The organism is Anaeromicropila populeti (genome assembly GCF_900112775.1).
Lineage (GTDB): Bacteria > Bacillota > Clostridia > Lachnospirales > Lachnospiraceae > Anaeromicropila_A > Anaeromicropila_A populeti.
Genome location: NZ_FOYZ01000002.1, coordinates 39,459 through 57,324, shown reverse-complemented (window position 1 = coordinate 57,324; position 17,866 = coordinate 39,459). Strand labels below are relative to the sequence as shown.

The 17,866-nt window shown below is 35.5% G+C and carries 20 protein-coding genes; 10 read left to right on the top strand and 10 right to left on the bottom strand.

Annotated features, from left to right (window positions below):
• Nucleotides 1-53: 53 nt before the first annotated feature.
• Nucleotides 54-977: a ketopantoate reductase family protein gene (locus BM305_RS02360; RefSeq protein ID WP_092559098.1), complete on the top strand. Its 924-nt coding sequence runs from the start codon at nt 54-56 to the stop codon at nt 975-977.
• A 58-nt stretch (nt 978-1,035) separates the two neighbouring features.
• Here the strand turns inward: BM305_RS02360 and BM305_RS02355 are convergent, their stop codons facing one another.
• Nucleotides 1,036-1,494 (bottom strand): hypothetical protein, encoded by a 459-nt coding sequence (locus tag BM305_RS02355; protein WP_092559097.1) that lies wholly within the window; start codon nt 1,492-1,494, stop codon nt 1,036-1,038.
• Nucleotides 1,495-1,644: 150 nt separating this feature from the next.
• Nucleotides 1,645-3,621: a S8 family serine peptidase gene (locus BM305_RS02350; RefSeq protein ID WP_177214504.1), complete on the bottom strand. Its 1,977-nt coding sequence runs from the start codon at nt 3,619-3,621 to the stop codon at nt 1,645-1,647.
• Between the two features lie 186 nt (nt 3,622-3,807).
• Between BM305_RS02350 and BM305_RS02345 the strand changes: the two genes are divergently transcribed.
• The 4 genes from BM305_RS02345 (at nt 3,808) to BM305_RS02330 (ending at nt 8,041) form a co-directional block, all read left to right on the top strand.
• Nucleotides 3,808-5,268 carry a nicotinate phosphoribosyltransferase gene (locus tag BM305_RS02345; RefSeq protein ID WP_092559095.1) on the top strand — a complete coding sequence of 487 codons (1,461 nt, stop codon included), beginning with the start codon at nt 3,808-3,810 and terminating at the stop codon, nt 5,266-5,268.
• A gap of 148 nt (nt 5,269-5,416) precedes the next feature.
• Nucleotides 5,417-6,598 (top strand): M15 family metallopeptidase, encoded by a 1,182-nt coding sequence (locus BM305_RS02340; RefSeq protein ID WP_092559094.1) that lies wholly within the window; start codon nt 5,417-5,419, stop codon nt 6,596-6,598.
• Nucleotides 6,599-6,760: 162 nt separating this feature from the next.
• Nucleotides 6,761-7,495, top strand: coding sequence for a lysophospholipid acyltransferase family protein (locus BM305_RS02335; protein ID WP_092559093.1), 735 nt, complete (start codon nt 6,761-6,763; stop codon nt 7,493-7,495).
• A 42-nt stretch (nt 7,496-7,537) separates the two neighbouring features.
• Entirely contained in the window at nt 7,538-8,041 is a 504-nt protein-coding gene (locus BM305_RS02330) for a hypothetical protein (protein WP_242940435.1), read from the top strand.
• Nucleotides 8,042-8,101: 60 nt separating this feature from the next.
• Here BM305_RS02330 and BM305_RS02325 read toward each other — a convergent pair whose 3' ends face one another.
• The 3 genes from BM305_RS02325 to spoIIR all read right to left on the bottom strand — a co-directional run bounded on the left by BM305_RS02325 (nt 8,102) and on the right by spoIIR (nt 10,131).
• Nucleotides 8,102-8,566: a YwiB family protein gene (locus BM305_RS02325; protein WP_092559092.1), complete on the bottom strand. Its 465-nt coding sequence runs from the start codon at nt 8,564-8,566 to the stop codon at nt 8,102-8,104.
• A gap of 22 nt (nt 8,567-8,588) precedes the next feature.
• Nucleotides 8,589-9,395: a glutamate racemase gene (gene murI, locus BM305_RS02320; RefSeq protein ID WP_092559091.1), complete on the bottom strand. Its 807-nt coding sequence runs from the start codon at nt 9,393-9,395 to the stop codon at nt 8,589-8,591.
• 67 nt (nt 9,396-9,462) lie between these two features.
• On the bottom strand, nt 9,463-10,131 hold the full coding sequence (spoIIR, locus tag BM305_RS02315) for a stage II sporulation protein R (RefSeq protein ID WP_092559090.1): 669 nt from the start codon (nt 10,129-10,131) through the stop codon (nt 9,463-9,465).
• A gap of 128 nt (nt 10,132-10,259) precedes the next feature.
• Here spoIIR and ispE point away from each other — a divergent pair, with 128 nt between their 5' ends.
• Together ispE and BM305_RS02305 are read left to right on the top strand one after the other, a co-directional pair.
• Nucleotides 10,260-11,129: a 4-(cytidine 5'-diphospho)-2-C-methyl-D-erythritol kinase gene (gene ispE / locus BM305_RS02310; RefSeq protein ID WP_092559089.1), complete on the top strand. Its 870-nt coding sequence runs from the start codon at nt 10,260-10,262 to the stop codon at nt 11,127-11,129.
• Between the two features lie 61 nt (nt 11,130-11,190).
• Nucleotides 11,191-11,868 (top strand): GntR family transcriptional regulator, encoded by a 678-nt coding sequence (locus BM305_RS02305; protein ID WP_092559088.1) that lies wholly within the window; start codon nt 11,191-11,193, stop codon nt 11,866-11,868.
• A gap of 88 nt (nt 11,869-11,956) precedes the next feature.
• Here BM305_RS02305 and BM305_RS02300 read toward each other — a convergent pair whose 3' ends face one another.
• The 3 genes from BM305_RS02300 to BM305_RS02290 form a co-directional block, all read right to left on the bottom strand.
• Nucleotides 11,957-12,385 (bottom strand): hypothetical protein, encoded by a 429-nt coding sequence (locus BM305_RS02300; protein ID WP_092559087.1) that lies wholly within the window; start codon nt 12,383-12,385, stop codon nt 11,957-11,959.
• A gap of 217 nt (nt 12,386-12,602) precedes the next feature.
• Nucleotides 12,603-14,168, bottom strand: coding sequence for a DUF3794 and LysM peptidoglycan-binding domain-containing protein (locus tag BM305_RS02295; RefSeq protein ID WP_092559086.1), 1,566 nt, complete (start codon nt 14,166-14,168; stop codon nt 12,603-12,605).
• 61 nt (nt 14,169-14,229) lie between these two features.
• A complete protein-coding gene (locus BM305_RS02290; RefSeq protein ID WP_092559085.1) occupies nt 14,230-14,472 on the bottom strand; it encodes a Veg family protein in 243 nt (80 codons plus the stop codon).
• A gap of 246 nt (nt 14,473-14,718) precedes the next feature.
• Between BM305_RS02290 and queD the strand changes: the two genes are divergently transcribed.
• Genes queD through BM305_RS02275 form a run of 3 tightly spaced genes read left to right on the top strand, consistent with a single transcriptional unit; the run spans nt 14,719 to nt 16,572 of the window.
• On the top strand, nt 14,719-15,162 hold the full coding sequence (gene queD / locus BM305_RS02285) for a 6-carboxytetrahydropterin synthase QueD (RefSeq protein ID WP_092559084.1): 444 nt from the start codon (nt 14,719-14,721) through the stop codon (nt 15,160-15,162).
• The gene (locus tag BM305_RS02280; protein ID WP_092559083.1) at nt 15,155-15,868 is read left to right on the top strand and encodes a 7-carboxy-7-deazaguanine synthase QueE; all 714 of its coding nucleotides are present in this window, start codon (nt 15,155-15,157) and stop codon (nt 15,866-15,868) included. The genes queD and BM305_RS02280 overlap by 8 nt, the downstream gene beginning before the upstream one ends.
• Nucleotides 15,869-15,879: 11 nt before the next feature.
• Nucleotides 15,880-16,572 carry a hypothetical protein gene (locus tag BM305_RS02275; RefSeq protein WP_092559082.1) on the top strand — a complete coding sequence of 231 codons (693 nt, stop codon included), beginning with the start codon at nt 15,880-15,882 and terminating at the stop codon, nt 16,570-16,572.
• 40 nt (nt 16,573-16,612) lie between these two features.
• Here the strand turns inward: BM305_RS02275 and BM305_RS02270 are convergent, their stop codons facing one another.
• Together BM305_RS02270 and BM305_RS02265 are read right to left on the bottom strand one after the other, a co-directional pair.
• Entirely contained in the window at nt 16,613-17,002 is a 390-nt protein-coding gene (locus BM305_RS02270) for a desulfoferrodoxin family protein (protein ID WP_092559081.1), read from the bottom strand.
• Between the two features lie 60 nt (nt 17,003-17,062).
• Nucleotides 17,063-17,866, bottom strand: a complete 804-nt coding sequence (locus BM305_RS02265) for a hypothetical protein (protein ID WP_092559080.1) — start codon at nt 17,864-17,866, stop codon at nt 17,063-17,065.

Below are 17,866 nucleotides of genomic sequence, written 5' to 3'. Positions count from 1 at the left end.
TATGTATATAACTGTACTAAAATAGTAATATAAAATCAAGAGGAGCTGACGAAATGAAAATTGCAGTACTGGGTGCTGGTGCAATGGGATGCTTGTATGGGGCATATTTATCACAAAAAAATGATGTAACTTTATTAGACGTATATCAGCCACAAGTAGACGCCATTCAAAAAAATGGATTAATTATGATTGAAAATAAGCAAGAAAAACTTTTTCATGTAAATGCTGCCCTTAGCGGTACTGATATTGGTCATGCGGATCTAGTTCTTGTTTTTGTAAAGTCTACCCAGACTTATGATGCAGTAAAAGAGAACCAGAAACTGATTGGGGATAAAACATTAGTAATGACACTGCAAAACGGAGCAGGTAATGACCGGGATATCTTAAAATTTGCAAAACATGAAAATATAATAATTGGTACATCAAAACATAATAGTGTGACTGTAGAACCAGGAAAATTCCAACACACTGCCTTTGGAGTCACGACTATTGGCACAATGGATTCCCATTCTCAAAAGGATTTAATTGCGGCTGATATATTAAATCAATCTGGTCTGGAAGCAATCGTTTCTGATGATATCCAGCGAATTATATGGAGCAAGTTATTTGTTAATATGTCAGTAAATACCCTGACTGCTCTTTTACAAACAAGAATTGGCTACTTAATCCGTAATAAGGACGCATGGGATTTTGTAAAAAGAGTAGTTTATGAAGGAGTTGAAGTTGCTGAAGCAGACGGAACTTATTTTGACCGCAGGGAAACACTGGAGATGGTACGAAAGGTATGTATAGAAGCTGGCGATGGCTATACTTCCATGTATCAGGATCGGAAAAACAAAAGGCTTACCGAAATTGACAAAATAAATGGTGCTGTGGTTGAGCAGGCAAAACTTTACGGAGTACCAACTCCATATAATGCTTTAATCGTTGACTTGATTCACGCTATTGAAGGAACTTATTGCGAGCTGCCAGACTAGATATGAATTCCTATTATCTAAATGAACTGCCTGTTTAGGCAGTTCATAAACATATGTATTAATTTCCCCATCTCGCATTATACGAGCTAATGTATATGGTTGAAGACGTTCCTGTTATAATTACATGATAGTCCTTATCTTCATCAAGCACAGGCGCAGTAAACTTACAATATATACGATTGTTCGCTTTAATATATGATACAAGTGAGTTAGACTCATATACTGACACTCTAAAGGTATTACGACTTTGTAAAAATGCATAAAAAGTAAATGACTGACCAGCAGGTACATGCCAATACATAGGTGTCGCAGAAGTAGTATCATACAGCGTAAGCACAGAAACACTGTTTAAAGCATATGCAGATGGTGTGAACTTATAACACTTATACATGCCTGTACTAGTAATATCATTAACCGTACAGACAGCTGTTGAAGCTGCATATACATTATTAGGTTCTGTAGTAAATAGAATTACTACAAACAGCAACGCAATAGAGCGTCTTAATACTTTTTTCATATAAATTACCACCTTTCAAAATTTTATAATAAAATTTTACAGTATTTAGCACGATTATGCAAGCAAAAATCTACTATTTAAAAAATCAAGGCAAAAGGATTTGTTTTGTCCTCTTGTCTTGACTTATAATTTATGTCTTAATTTAATTATTTACTGCACAGTAACTTTACAGGTTACTTTTTTCCCATTTTGCGTTTTAATTGTAAGGGTGGCAGTTCCCTTTCCCTTTGCTGTAATTTTTCCTGTACTAGACACAGTTGCTGCCTTTTTATTGGAAGAGGTATACGTATACTTTACATAAACACCAGTAGGTGCTACAACAGGCTTTAACTGATAGGTTTTCCCCTTCTTAATGGTTATCTTGGTTTTGCTGAGTTTTACCTTTGTCGGCGTTGGAATGGTTACCTTTACTTTCTTAATGGTTTCATTTCCATTTGTGTCCACCGCATAAATAGTATAAGTACCAGAAGCAGTAATAGCAACAGAAGACGTCTCTGCTATCACTGTACCCGAAGTACCTTTCTTGAAATCTGCTGCTGCCTTAGCACCTTTCTTCCAAAGAACAGCCTTTACCCCTGCTGTTCCAATATCTGCTGCTGTTACTTTAATAGAAGCCTTTGCTTTTGATTTATAAACGGTTGTCTTTGTTGTAATAGACGGTGCTGACGCATCCACCAGGTATGCATTATAAACATCCAATCTGCCACCTGTTTCCACCAAACCGCTAAGTGCATCTATTTTTACTGCTCCTGATAAGATTTTCTTTCTAACAGCAGTATTGGATAATCCATCCTCATATGAATATAGTAACGCTGCAACGCCAGTTACAAAAGGCGCTGCCATAGACGTACCTACTTTATAATCATATGTATTATTAGGAATTGTACTGTAAATTCTTGTTCCAGGAGCAGCAATATCTACACCTGAAATCCCATAATTAGAAGATCCATTCAGGGTTCCGTCACAACGCAGGTTTGCTACCGAAATAATATTATCATACTCTAAATAAGCAGGATAAATTGGTTTGCTTGCAATATCAACTCCTGAATTCCCCGCAGCACAGACAAAAAGCATCGAAGAAGACTTTATATAATTGGCCAGCAATCCATCATAAGTTGTCATTCCCAAACTCAAATTACAAACCTTTGCTCCGTTTTGTTCTGCATACATAATTCCTCTCAGTATTGCAAAAGAGGAAGCATAGGTTTCTTCACCTGATTTTGAATCGGCAAATACCTTCACCTGCATTAACTTTATATTACTTGCTCCAGCAACACCCCACACACCTGAACTGCCATTTGCCGCAATTATCCCCGAAACATGAGTTCCGTGGCCATTACTATCTGCAACGTCACTTGTACTGGCTGCTGTATTATAACCATAATAATCATCTATATAACCATTTTTATCATTATCAATTCCATCACCTGCTACCTCATCACTATTAATCCAAAGCTTACTCTGCAAGCCCGTATGATTAATATCTACACCGGAATCAATTACTGCCACAATGACTTCCTTGCTCTCTTTCTCCTTTACTGCATTCCAGAATGGAATCACATTAATATCTACTCCCGCAATGGAAGGTATATACTCACCAATATAACGGTCCAAATAGGCATTCTCACCTGTATTCAACAAGCCCCACTGCTCTGGCAAAATTGTATATGCTGTATCCATTATCTCGTCTTCTGTTTCGTCTTGTATATCATCTTGCGTTTCATTCTCCACTTCATCTGTTGTACCATATTGATAATTAGGCTGAATACTGGCTGCTAAACCGCTTTGTAACAGTGTATTTATACTACTCACCATCTTTGTCTGATTCGATGCTTTTAAGTAATAACATTCATCATACAAAAATTCATTTTCCACCAGGTCTAATTGGCTTATTATATCAGCCACAGCCACTTCCCCTGCACTTTCATCGAACGCAACCAGAAAATCATTACCCACATATTGATTCCAGTTACTTTCCGCGAGAACACCCGAATCAACCCAGATACTTTCTTGAGCAGATGCCTGTACATAAGAAAAGGGCTCGATTATATTCACAGCTAAAAACCCTGTAATAAAAAGGCTGGCTAACTTTCTTTTAATTCTCTTCTTCCCTGCAAAACATTTCATCCTAAACACCTCACTTTTCATTATCCTTTCACCCTACTATGTTCTTAGAATATCATACTATAAATTGACTATCAATAGTAATTCACTAGTAATTGCTTTTACTGGGATTTTGAATATTTACACTTGACAATAAGAACTACAAGAGGCATTATAACCTTAAAACTATATACTGTAAAGGAGATAGCAATGATCAAAGAAAACTTAACGCTATTAACAGATTTTTATGAACTGACCATGATGCAGGGTTATTACAAAAATAATAGAAATGACCGTGTTGTTTTTGATGTATTCTATCGTACAAATCCTTCCGGCAGCGGCTACGCTATTTGCGCCGGACTCGATCTTGTCATTCAATATATTAAAGAATTGCATTTTACCTATGAAGACATTTCCTATTTAAGGAGCCTTAATATCTTTGATGAAGACTTTCTAGACTATCTGGCAGGTTTTCATTTTACAGGAGATGTTTATGCCATTCCAGAAGGAACGGTTGTCTTTCCTATGGAACCGCTTGTTAAAGTAATTGCCCCTATTATGGAGGCACAATTAATTGAGACTGCTATTCTTAATATTATCAACCATCAAAGTCTAATTGCTACAAAAGCTTCCCGTGTTTGCTATGCGGCGAGGGGCGAAGCCGTAATGGAATTTGGACTGCGCCGTGCGCAGGGACCTGATGCTGGTACATTAGGGGCAAGGGCTGCTGTCATTGGTGGCTGTGTTGGGACAAGCAATGTTCTATGTGCAAAGGAATTCGGCGTTCCTGCATTAGGAACACATGCCCACAGCTGGATAATGAGTTTTGAAAATGAACTCACCGCTTTCCGCACCTATGCTGAGCTTTATCCAAGTAATACCACTCTCCTTGTTGATACTTATGATACTTTACGTTCTGGTGTTCCACATGCTATCCAGGTATTTAAAGAGCTTAGAGATGCTGGAAAAATGCCTGCAAAATACGGAATTCGTTTAGATAGCGGTGACTTGGCTTATCTTTCCAAAAAGTCTAGACAGATGTTAGATGACGCAGGTTTTATTGATGCTGGAATCTGTGCATCAAGTGACCTGGATGAATATTTAATAGACTCCTTAAAATCACAGGGTGCTGCTATCGACTCCTGGGGTGTGGGAACTAATTTAATTACTTCAAAGGACTGTCCTGCTTTTGGTGGAGTCTATAAACTTGCTGCCATTGAGCAAAATGGCACTTTTATTCCCAAAATAAAGCTTTCAGAAAATCAGTGGAAAATAACGAATCCAGGAAACAAAACCATTTACCGCATTTACGAAACGGATACTGGAAAAATAAAGGCAGATTTAATTGCTCTTGTAGAAGAGACATTTGACGAGTCCAAGCCATTATTGATTTTTGATCCAATCTCCACATGGAAAAAAACCACTTTAAAACCTGGAAAATACAAAATGAAAGAAATTTTGCTTCCTGTTTTCCGTAATGGCACATGTGTTTACGAATCACCAACCGTTTTAGAGATAAAAGCATATTGTCAGGAGCAGCTTGCTACTCTCTGGGATGAAACAAGACGTTTAATTAATCCACAGGAGGTATATGTGGATCTGTCAAAAGTACTATTTGATTTAAAGAATGAAATTTTGGATACTGTTAACAGCCAAAAAGAAAGTGATTAATTTTCCTTATTTAACCTATTTTTTATATAATTCCGAATTATTTCAACATGCATCTAGATTTTTCTGCTTTATATGGTATAATGCATATAGTTAAAAGCAACTTGCAGATTATATAAAAGGGCTTGCAAAATAGATAGGATGTTGATGAATGAAGAAATTAATATATGTAGCTGGTAGTTTTCTTCTACTTGCTGGAGGTATTCTTTTTCAGACTATATCTTCTCATTCAGAAGTGAATCATACTTCAAATAATTATGAATATTATTATAATAATGATAGTGTGATTAAGGAAGATAGCTCCATGGAATTAGGTAATCCAACGGATATAGAAGCATTTGTTCCTGCAACTAAAATGGATCTGGAACCTGACAGCATAACTGTTCTTGTAAATAAGGAGTATGGCCTGCCAGAGGGGTACCGTCCAGATGATTTAGTAGTACCAGACATTTTATTTAATATCAATTACTTTCACGAAAAGAAAATGTTAAGGCGGGAAGCTTCTAATGCAATTGAAGAATTATTTGAAGCAGGCGAACAAGAGGGACTTTCTTTATGTGGTGTCTCTGGTTTTCGGTCATATGAAAGACAGGAAGAAATCTATGAAGAGAATCTGAAAACAAAAGGTTACGCTCACACTAGTCAGTTTTCTGCTGTTCCAGGTTATAGCGAACATCAGACAGGTTTAGCTATGGATGTTTCAACTAGCTCGATTCACTATAGACTGGATACTGTTTTTTCAAGCACTCCAGAAGGTAAATGGCTGGCTGAAAATGCTTATAAATTCGGTTTTACTATTCGTTATCCTGAGGACAAAACAGAAATTACTGGATATGCTTATGAACCATGGCATATTCGATATGTTGGTAAAGAACTGGCAAAGTATTTATACGATAACAATTTAACATTGGAAGAGTACTATAATTATGTTCCAAATCCTGAAATTATGGACGATGAAGATTATGGAAATGCTATTGACATGGATGACACTCCCGTTACGAAAAGTACACCTGTACCTACTGTGAAGCCTACTCCGTCAAAAACGCCAAAGCCGGAAGCGGTGACTGTTACACCAACCCCTTCCAGCACTCCTGTTCCATCCGTTTCACCTGATGTAACCAAAAAACCAGTTATTACACAGGAGCCGGCAAACACCCCTAAGACGGAAGAACCTACGCCTACGCCTGTGCCTTCATCCACTCCCGTTTCTTCTACAGAACCAGAAAATACGCCTGCACCAAGTATTTCACCTGATACGGAGCCTGAAGTTAGTACAGAACCAGAAATAACACTGGAACCAGTAGAGGAGATTACACCAACACCTTCCAGCTGAATATAATATATAACTTTATGATGTATAAATAAAAAGGATTGTTGCAATACTGATTTATACCCTGATGCAACAGTCCTTTTATTCCCTACAAATTTCTTGAATAACTAAACTTCATTTGTTATAATTTGAGAGATGCAATTATTTTATGCTTAGGAGGTTAACGTGAAAACAATTTTAATTCTTCTATTTTTACTTATTTTTTCAATTATAAGTTTACCTTTATACCTAATTGTGTTTATTCTTGGTAAATTTAATGTAGAGGCTAAAAAGAAAGTGACACAAAAAATTGTAGTCTGGGCGTTAAATGGTATTCTTTTTATTGCAGGAGTAAGGAAAAGGGTGTATGGATTAGAAAATGTGCCAAAGAATACTCCCGTTTTGTATGTAGCAAATCATCGCAGCTATTTCGATATTGTGGTTGGTTATACTACTGTCCCTACTATAACATCATTCATTTCTAAAAAAGGACTTGCTAAGGTTCCTTGCATTTCCCACTGGATGAAATTATTAAAATGCCTGTTTTTAGATCGAGAGGATATAAAACAGGGACTGCAAACTATTCTACAGGGTATAGATCAAATGAAAGACGGGTATTCTATTTTTATAATGCCTGAAGGAACGAGAAATCATACGGATGAACTTCTCCCTTTTCATGAAGGCAGCTTCAAATTTGCACAAAAAACAGGGTTTCCTATTGTTCCGGTAGTTATGACACATACGGATGACATCTGGGAAAAACACATGCCATGGATTAGAAAAGCTACTGTATCCATTTATTTTGGAAAACCTATTTATGTAAACGAATTAAGTAAGGAAGAGAAAAAGTTTATTGGATCTTACACCCAGAATATTATAAAAGAAAATCTTGAAAAATTAAAATCAGGTATGATAGAATAAAACTATTGTACTAATACAAAATACAAGGAGGTACATATTTTTATGTATTACAATACATTGCCTATTTTTGCAATTAATATTAATCCATTTGTAATTGGTTTACTTATAACACTGGTAGTCGTTTCAGTTGCATTATTTTTGTTATATCGTTTTGGTACAAAGCTCCAAAAACGTCAAGAAGATTCCCAATCTCAGATGCAGGCTAATTCACAAAGTGTTTCCATGCTTGTAATTGATAAAAAGCGGATGAAGTTAACGGAAGCTGGTCTTCCAAAACTTGTTCTTGAGAGCACACCAAAATATTTGCGTGGAAGAAAAGTACCCATTGTAAAAGCTAAAATTGGTCCAAAAATTCTTTCTCTCATTTGTGACGAAAAAATATTTGATGTGATACCTGTTAAAAAGGAAGTAAAAGCAGTAATCAGCGGGATCTATATTATGGAAGTCCGCGGTCTTCGTACAAGTTTAGAAACAAAGCCTGAGAAGAAAGGTTTTTTTGCTAAGTTAAGAAGTAAGGCACAGAAAAAAGTAAACGAATCTAAATAATTTTATAGGTAAACATATTAATAGCCAGGTTCCCCCAACTAGCATGGGAACCTGGCTGCTTTATGCATTGAATCCAGAAAGAATCGTTGCTGCTGCTTCCTTGGATAAAACTTTTATGCTAATTGTACACTCTGATACGTGTGTATAATTCACTTCCAAATCATATTCCAACTGAACTTCAATCTGATTATCTTCTTCCTTCACTGCAATTTTATTCGTATAAATACCTATTAAAATATTTCCAAAGGGCATATTATAGTAGGTCATATTTTTCTTATCTACTTCAAAAATCATATGGACGCTTGCACAGCCATCTTTTATAATATCAACCTGCTGGTTGCTTATTTTAATGGTATTTTTCGATATACCACCCTGCTGGTCTTCATCACCAATCACTTCCTCGTATAACACATAATGCTTCTGGTTCTTATAGAAATACTGGCCAGTAGCAATTAATTCAACTGACTCATCTTCTCCTGCTTCAAATTGCAGCCCTTTTATTGAAATTATGACATCTCTTGTCATTGTACCCTCCCTTTAATGAACTTTAGTACTGTTCTATATTAATATCCTTCGTTTCTTCCACATCACATGATAAAATCGTATTTGCAAAAGACTTAAATTTTTCTGCACCATCACTTACAAAAAATTTATGGTTTGGCATCTGCTCAGAACATTCTATTTCCTTTTCCCTTAGCACACGCTTTAATGTTTTAGCAGTTTCAAAGGCTGGATTCACAAGTGTTACATCTGGTCCTACTACCTTTTGTATCGTATGCCGGATAAGTGGATAGTGAGTACATCCCAGCACCAGTGTATCAACATCATACCCCTGCAATTCATTCAGATAACGCTCTGCAATCTCTACTGTTACAGAATCATATAGCAGCCCCTCCTCCACAAGTGGGACAAACAGAGGACATGCCTTTGCAAATACCTGTACATGGGGACACATCTTATCCAGATACTGTGTGTACACACCACTGTTAATGGTGCTTTCTGTTCCAATAATACCAATTCTTCCACTCTTTGTTGCCTTAGCAGCAGTTATGGCACCTGGCTTTACTACTCCAATTACTGGAATAGTCAATTCTTCTTTAATCGTTTCTAAAGCTAATGCACTAGCTGTATTACAAGCTACTACAATTGCCTTAACGTTTCTTGTTAACAAAAATTTAGCAATCTGTCTTGAAAAAGTAATAATGGTTTCTTTGGATTTGCTTCCATATGGCACCCTCGCCGTATCACCAAAATATATAATCTGTTCCTTTGGCATTTGCCGCATAATTTCTCTTGCAACTGTTAACCCACCTACGCCAGAATCAAAAACGCCTATGGGTGTATTTCCTGACATAAAAAAACCTCCCACTTAGTTTTCTTCCATTCTACTCTTTCTCTTATAATTATTCAACTATTTTCCTCTATTTCTTACCCCAGATTTTATGCCACCATTCTTCAATTTTAAACTTATATTCTATTTCTGCATCTCCCGATAATACAAGCGACTTATACTCCTCTTCACTTAAAACATTTTTCAAAAGTTTCTTTGAGTCATCTGGCACTACCATATAAGTGCTATCTACAAAGCATAGGGTTGGGAACATAACACACCACCAGTTTTTCCCGCAGGCACTTCCTATTAGAACTTGAAGCGCCTCGTACTTTCCAGCTGGAAATGTCATATCACCGTACATTTTTACTGGAAAATTATCCTGTCCCAATATAACCTGACAATTATAAGAGTATCCATTTTTTTTAATGATTCTCTTGCTTATTTTTTCCAACTGAGGCATTTCTACCACCATTATTTTTTTTGCCTCATTAATATTTTTAGCATTTTTTAGCTTCTTTTGCAGATAGGAAACAACTGCATCTTTCACTTTTAGCTTTAATTGCTGGTCTTCTTCACTGTCACTATTGGCGCGAACATGAAAACGAACAATTTCTTCTGAGATACCTGCCTGAAGTTCCCTGGCCCCTTGACCTTTGTGCATATTATTTACGATTAAAATAGCTCCAAATAAAATAAGAAGAACTATTTTGATACTTCCCTTACTTTTCTTTTTTATAGAATCTTTACTATTTAACATATGTATCACTCCTATTTTATGATACTTAAATCCTAACCAGTTTTAGAAGTATTATACATCTATTGATTATTTTTATTTTTTCATATATAATGTGTATACAAAATACAATTAGGTACGAGGGGTGTACAATGTATCCAACAATTCAAAAAAATGCATATGGAAAAATAAATATTGGATTAGATGTTCTTCGAAAACGAGAGGATGGCTATCATGAAGTTCGTATGATTATGCAGACTGTCACCTTATTTGACCGCTTACATGTTACTGTCATACCAAATGATACTATTAACATAGAAACCAATCTTTCTTTTTTGCCAACTAATGAAAATAATCTGGTTTATTCTGCGGTGAAGTTACTCAAGGATGAGTTTTCAATTAAAGAAGGACTGTCTATTAAATTAGATAAGTATATTCCGGTTGCTGCTGGAATGGCTGGTGGAAGTGCTGATGCTGCTGCTGCTTTAGAAATTATGAATGAATTATTTTCACTTGGGCTGACTCAGTCAAATTTAATGGAACGTGCGGTAAAGCTAGGAGCCGATGTCCCTTACTGCATTATGAAGGGAACTGCATTGTCGGAAGGAATTGGTGAAATATTAACTCCCCTTCCTCCCCTGACAGATTGTTTTATTTTAATTGTAAAGCCCAATATACATGTTTCCACAAAATACGTTTATGAAAATTTGCGTTTAGATACCATTACCAGCCATCCTGATATTGATGGTATTATTTACGATATTCGTCGCAAAGACATTCGCGGCATGGCTCTCAAAATGAATAATGTTCTGGAATCTGTTACGGAAAAGGACTACCCCGTAATTTGTCAGATTAAAAATCTAATGATTGCGCAGGGTGCCATTCATTCTATTATGAGTGGCAGCGGCCCGACTGTATTTGGAATTTTTCAGTCTCATTCCGCTATTGAGAAGGCACACAGGTTTTTCAGGGAAGATTATCCTATGTATAAGTCCTATATTGTTAAGCCAATCAGGCCTTAACGCAACGATACAAACTAACTGTTTTTTGCTCATGGCTTTTTGCCACAGTAAGGAGGTACTTATGGAAGATCAATTAATTGTCAACATGAATGAATATCTGCCATTGCGTGATGTTGTCTTTCAAACACTGCGACAAGCTATTTTAAAGGGCGAATTGAAACCTGGAGAACGATTAATGGAAATTAAGCTTGCCAAACGTCTGGGAGTTAGCCGGACACCCATCCGCGAAGCTATTCGTATGCTGGAGCTGGAAGGCTTAGTTGTTATGATACCAAGACGTGGAGCTGCTGTTGCCAAAATTACGAAAAAGGATTTGGAAGATGTTTTAGAGGTTCGCTGTGCTCTTGAAGAACTGGCTGTCAGTCTGGCATGCGAACGAATAAATGAAGATGGCATTTTAAAACTAGAGGATGCCTTGTCTGAATTTGAATTAGCGATTCAGCATGGAGATGTGACAAGCCTGGCTGAAAAGGATGTTGCTTTTCACGATATTATTTTTGAATCCACAGGCAATGCCCGTCTTATACAATTACTCAACAATCTGCGAGAACAGATGTATCGTTACCGTTTGGAGTATTTGAAAGATAACAGAAGCCATGATAAGCTTGTTTTAGAACATCGTATTATTATAGAAACCTTAATGAACCGCGATGTACTAAATGCCCAAAAACGGATTCGAGAACACATTTATAATCAGGTAATGAACGTAAGCCAGCAAATCGATAGTGAAGAAGAATAGGTTATCTAAAAGTACCACAAGTAAGGCTATTTATGCAAAATGAATACGCATAAATAGCCTTTAATAAACATTATATTATCTGGAATATCTATTGGTTTTCCATTAGTGAATAAAATTTATCACAAAATGTTTGTCCATTATTATCAACCAGATTTTTTATTAAATACCATTTACCATCAATGCGAATTCCCTGTGAAAACAATGCCAAATACATAATGCGTTCATCAAGTCTAACTTCTATATATAGTCCTCCCATGAGTTTTTCCTCTTCAGCTGCTTTTTCTAATTTCATTTCTTTTAATAGAGCATATGCTTCTATTAACTTTTCCCCTTTAAAATTGTAGGATCCTTCTCCTTGATTTATTACTATTTCATCAACATCGCTTTGTATTTCACTGGTAAATATATTATTATTTTCTTTCGTGTCTGGTTTTTTAATAATAAAAAAGTAGGAGTAAAAAAATACAGCTAACACTATAATTAAAATTAAACTGACCATAATTATTTTCTTTTTCATTGTATCACCTCTCTAACTTCAGTGAAAATGCTTGTTAATTATTTATAAACAAAAAAATTGTATCATAATTTTATTAAATTACAACAGAAATGTGATTTTTAACTACAATACTGTAATTTTTAATCATTTTTTGCTTTTCAATTATAATAATAGAACGAATCTCATTTAAAAAAGCCTTACTGTACTTCTTATAGTACAATAAGACTTTTTTGTTTTCTTACACCGCATCCACTCTTTTTAATAATAATAATTTATCTCCTGGGTGAATTAAATCTGTCTCCATATCGTTCATTTGCTTAATGCTATCCACCGTAGCATGAAATTGTTTTGCAATTTTCCACAAAGTATCCCCTGGCTTCACAATATATCCAACCATACTTGGCATCTCCTGAAGCTTATCAAGATCAAACTCATTTTCCTTAATATCTACAATAATAGGTTCACTAAGCTTGCGAAACGCAATTGTATCCAGATTCAAAGCTGCCTTAATCTCGACCTCTTCACCATCCAGCATAATAACACTAATTTGCTCAACGCTTGGTTTGATTTCGTAAACACATTCATTGTTTAACCCTTTAATTTCTACAAACTGGCTAAATGGAATAACACCTTTTGCAGCCCCCAGCGGTTTGTTGTCATCCGCTGAAATATATAAAATTTGTACATCTAATACGCCGTCGGTCTGAACACCATCCTCCATTAGAACCTGATCGTCAATCCGCACATTTCCTGTTGCATTACAAATTTGCAGAATGCTAGGCTGGCCTGCACCAATATTAATCCGGTCCGTCACACGGGTTTTGGAATTATTTTTTGAAACTAGTTGTTCATAAAATGCTTCTTTTACTACTGGTGCAATATCTTTTGCAGTGGAATAGCAATCACTGAGAATCTCCAGTTCTTCATCTACATAAACCTTCATATCCAGCTCCAGTATTGCCTCACATCCAATGATTCTCTCTTCTCCATCATCATCAGTCTTAATTTGCAAGTCCTTTCCTGTCAAATTAACATCGATATTAGATACCATGCTGTCATTACATCCATTCACATCAATGATACTGTTAAATGGCACTTCCGTCTCGAAATATTGTGGTGTCTGCTCATCCATATCCCCTGTATACAAAATAAATACAAGCAGTACACCCCTAATATTTATTTTATCTTCTAACACTCTGGTTTCCAACTCACGTAATTCCATTTCATCATACAAAATTTCATAAATATTTTTCTTTCCATTTGGAATATGAATTTCATCTTTTACCCGTATAGTATCTTTTTTGTTCATCATCACCTGGGTAATGTTTAAATCCTTAAACATACTATGACAATTACTATCTCCTTCAATTGCTACAGCAGTTTCTTCATCATAATTATTTTCTGCTAATACGGTAAAGGAAACAATTGATTTTACACTGATTTTTCTTGAGTTAATCAGGCTGGTCGTTAAATCATCTATTTCCCATTTTGTTACTACAAAATCATCTGAACATGTTTCATCCATATTGATTACTTCCTCAAAAGGAAGCTCGCCACTGATATTATGTACAGGTCTGGACGCACCGTCACTAATATACAACAGATTAAAAAGTAAGGAACCTCTGATCATTACTTTTCCGTTTAGAGGCTTGACTTCATGCAGAACAATCGTAGCCTGATCCTTAATAATCTGTTCAATATCTGGTTTTACGTCGGGGACATTAAAGTCATCATCCAATGTTAGCTGCACATTGGTCCTGCATTTCAATTTATTCATATGGACATTCTTTTTAATTAATTCCACAAAAAATCCCTCCTTGCCTTATATATTATTAATATTCAGGCAAGAAGGGATTTATTACAAATTAACTACATAACATTAATTGAACTTCTTTTGTTAATACGTCAGCATAACTAAATGATAACGTTCTATGGTTATTTTCCAAATCTTCATCCAGCTGTATAATAAATATAGAAGGATAAGTTTCACATATAATGCCTTCTGCAACATCAATCTTATGTCGTCCTCGATTAGATCGAATACGAACCCGGCTACCAACATGATTTACAACTGCCCTGCGAACACTGCTTAAATCCATTTGACTCATATCATTTACCTCCAAATGTGTTTTTCTATCTTATCCTTATGCTGTCGACTCTAGTTGCTAAAAAAATATGCAATACATCTATCATTATACCACTAGTGTTAAAATTTGTCAATGATTTTTTAATTTTTTTCTTGACAAACAGGTGTTTGATTTCTTTTTTACTTATTATAGAAGTTTTTTCTTTTATTCAAATAAATTTGTGCTATAATTTTAATAAATACTTTTCTTAAAGGCAGGGATTTTTAAATGAATGATATTAATATACCCAAACCCAAAAAACTAAAATACCATGAAAAACGTGTAGCAGTAACAAAAGAATTTGATTTTAGTGCTGCCCACTTTTTATATGAGTATCAAGGCAAGTGTAAAAATCTTCATGGTCATACTTATATTGTGGTTCTAACTGTCAGCGGATATACAGACGAACAAGGATTTCTTATTGATTTTAACAAATTAAAGTCTATTTACATAGAATCTATACATAATAAATTAGATCACTCCTATTTAAATTCTATTTTAACTAATATGAATTCTACCGTAGAAAATATGATTGTCTGGATATGGGAGCAGCTTGAAGAAACATTTTCTTTGGTTCAGTACAAGAAGCAGGATATTCGAATCGAAGAAATTAAATTATATGAAACACCAACTAGTTATGCTACATTGAAATGGGAGTGGATGCATGGATAATCTAACAGACGTAAAGAATAATCAAATTGCAATGGTAGAAATTTTTCAATCTATTGAAGGGGAAGGCACAAAAGCAGGAACACCCACTACCTTCATCCGGCTGTTTGGATGTAATCTTCGTTGTAGCTGGTGTGATACCAAATATAGCTATGAGCCTGACAAGCCACGATTTTATGCCTCTGTGGAACAAATTCTAGAACAGGCAACAACGTATGGAAGTTCTTCTGTCTGTCTGACCGGCGGGGAGCCCCTTTTATCTTTTAAAAACGCGTATGCACTGTTACTTGGATTAGGGGAGTTGGATTTTATTAAAGATATTCACATTGAAACAAATGGCTCCATTGATTTAACCCCTTATTGCAAGCTAAGAAATGATAATGCCAATCTAAATCAAAAGGTACGGTTTGTTGTTGACTACAAGCCAATATCCAGTGGACAAAATGAAAAAATGAATTTAAATAATTTTTCCCTTTTATCAAATCGGGATGAGATAAAATTTGTTATTGGAAGTGAAGAAGATTTTTTACTTGCCCGCACAGTGATAGAGCAATACTATCAATCTGGACAAATTCTTTTTAGCCCCCTTTGGGGAAAAATTGAACCTGCTAGACTGGTAAGTTTAATGCTGGACAGCAAACTATTACATGCAAGACTCAGTTTACAATTGCATAAAATGATATGGGGACAAGATAAAGAAGGGGTATAGGAGGAAATAAGATGAGTAGAAAAAAAGGATTTATAACTTTCTTAGCATTACTATGTTTACTAAGTTTTAGTATAGCATTATTTAAGTCCTTTAACAGGGAGCAAACTCAACCAAAAGAAACCGGTATTATTTATGGTGAAAATGAAACAAGTAACAAAGTGGAAATTAGTGAATTACGTGCTGTTTCTGATAACAAATCAGCTCATGTTGTTTGTGATACTATTGAGGTACTTCTTACGGACGCACAGCTTGTAGATTTATCTACAATAATTGTTAAAGGAAAAGTTACAGAATGTCTTGGCGAATATACCTATACACTAACAGAAGATGGGCGGGCACCCTTTAGTACAGTACGTAAGTTATACAATTTTGAATTAACGGATACCTTAAAAGGAATACCAGAAGAGGATATGAAACTAGCAACTGGCCCTGCGGCTAGAGAAGATGCATTTGAAATAGGGAAAGAATATATATGGTGTTTATACCCAATGGAAGGTGATTATGAGGGAGCATATGAACCTGTCAGTTATGCTTGTGGATTGCTTTCTATTGACAGCGAGCAGCTCAGCCCAAAACGCTTGACCTTGACAGAATTAAAGGAACTCATTCAAAAAATTGAAAACAATGAGGGTGAATTTGTAGAAGAACTTAACGATGATATGTATGTTAAAATGAAGTCAGTATTAAAGCATATGGAACAATAGAACTAAGGGAGTGTCACCTAACAAGTGCACTCCCTTAGCATTATTCTACATCTTTTTTCCACAAGCCATGAATATTACAATATTCAAACACTTCTACTGCTTCTTCACCTTCACTAAGCATAAATACCGCTTCTGGCTTTTCACCTGGCTCTAAGCACTTTCTTTGTCCACCTTTATTGGTTTTTAAATAAATCCAAGAAATATGATGTTCTGGAAGCATTGGATGCTCTGCACTTCCGATTACTACCGTCACTTTATTTCCTTCTACGGTTACCACAGGCACATGCTTTTCTACCGCACCATCTGTTGTATTAGGAACTAACTCTGTCATTTTCTCTCCACAGCATACAACTGGTACACCAGAATCTTCGATCATACCAATAATATTTCCACAATGTTTACAAATAAAAAATCTTTGATCCTTACACATAAAATTGTCTCCTTTCATTTTACGAAAAGTTTGCTCTATGATTACTATTTTCTAGAATCATCATAAATAATCAAAAAAATCTCCATATCTCATAACACGCCAAATTGCAAGACGTACCAGATATCCAAAAATACAAAGAGGTCCTACAATTAATACCTTTGCTCCCCAAAATGCAACCAGTAAATTAGATTTTCCCACAAAGTATTCTGAAATATTCGTAACTCTCTTCATACCAAACATAATAGTAATATAATGTGCAAGTAAAAATACAGATACAAATTTATATGGTACTTTATCTAAATTCACATAAAGTATTACCATTAAAATAATAAAGATAGCTCCCAGCACTCCCAACATAATACCTGCCAGCTGATTGCCCGTCCAATCCTTTTTTACACATCTGATAATCAGCGCCATAATAAAGTACGCTGCAATAAGTGCAATAAATGTAGCTTCAACAACATACACATCTTCTATCTGAAATAAATTGGAATACAATATTGCTGCAAGTGGAACTATTAATACAAAAGCTAGATAAGTCACTATCCTTTTCCCGTGGGCTTTTGGACCCCCCATTTCTAAAACTAACACACAAACTCCGCACCCATAAATAACTAGATTAAATGTTTGCTCTGACACCATGATAAAACTGCCTGCCCAGCCTGACGGCAGACTGCTTGCTATTCCCAAAATTAAAATCAGCATAAAACCCATAAGTAAAAATACATAAGTCAGCCCTTTGTTTTGGCTATCTTCATAGGAAAGATACTTTAAGGTTCTTTGATACAGTTCCTGCTGCCTTACTTCTTCCTGGCTAAAATCCAGCTCTTCATCCAAATTATTAAAAGATTTTCTAGCTCTCAT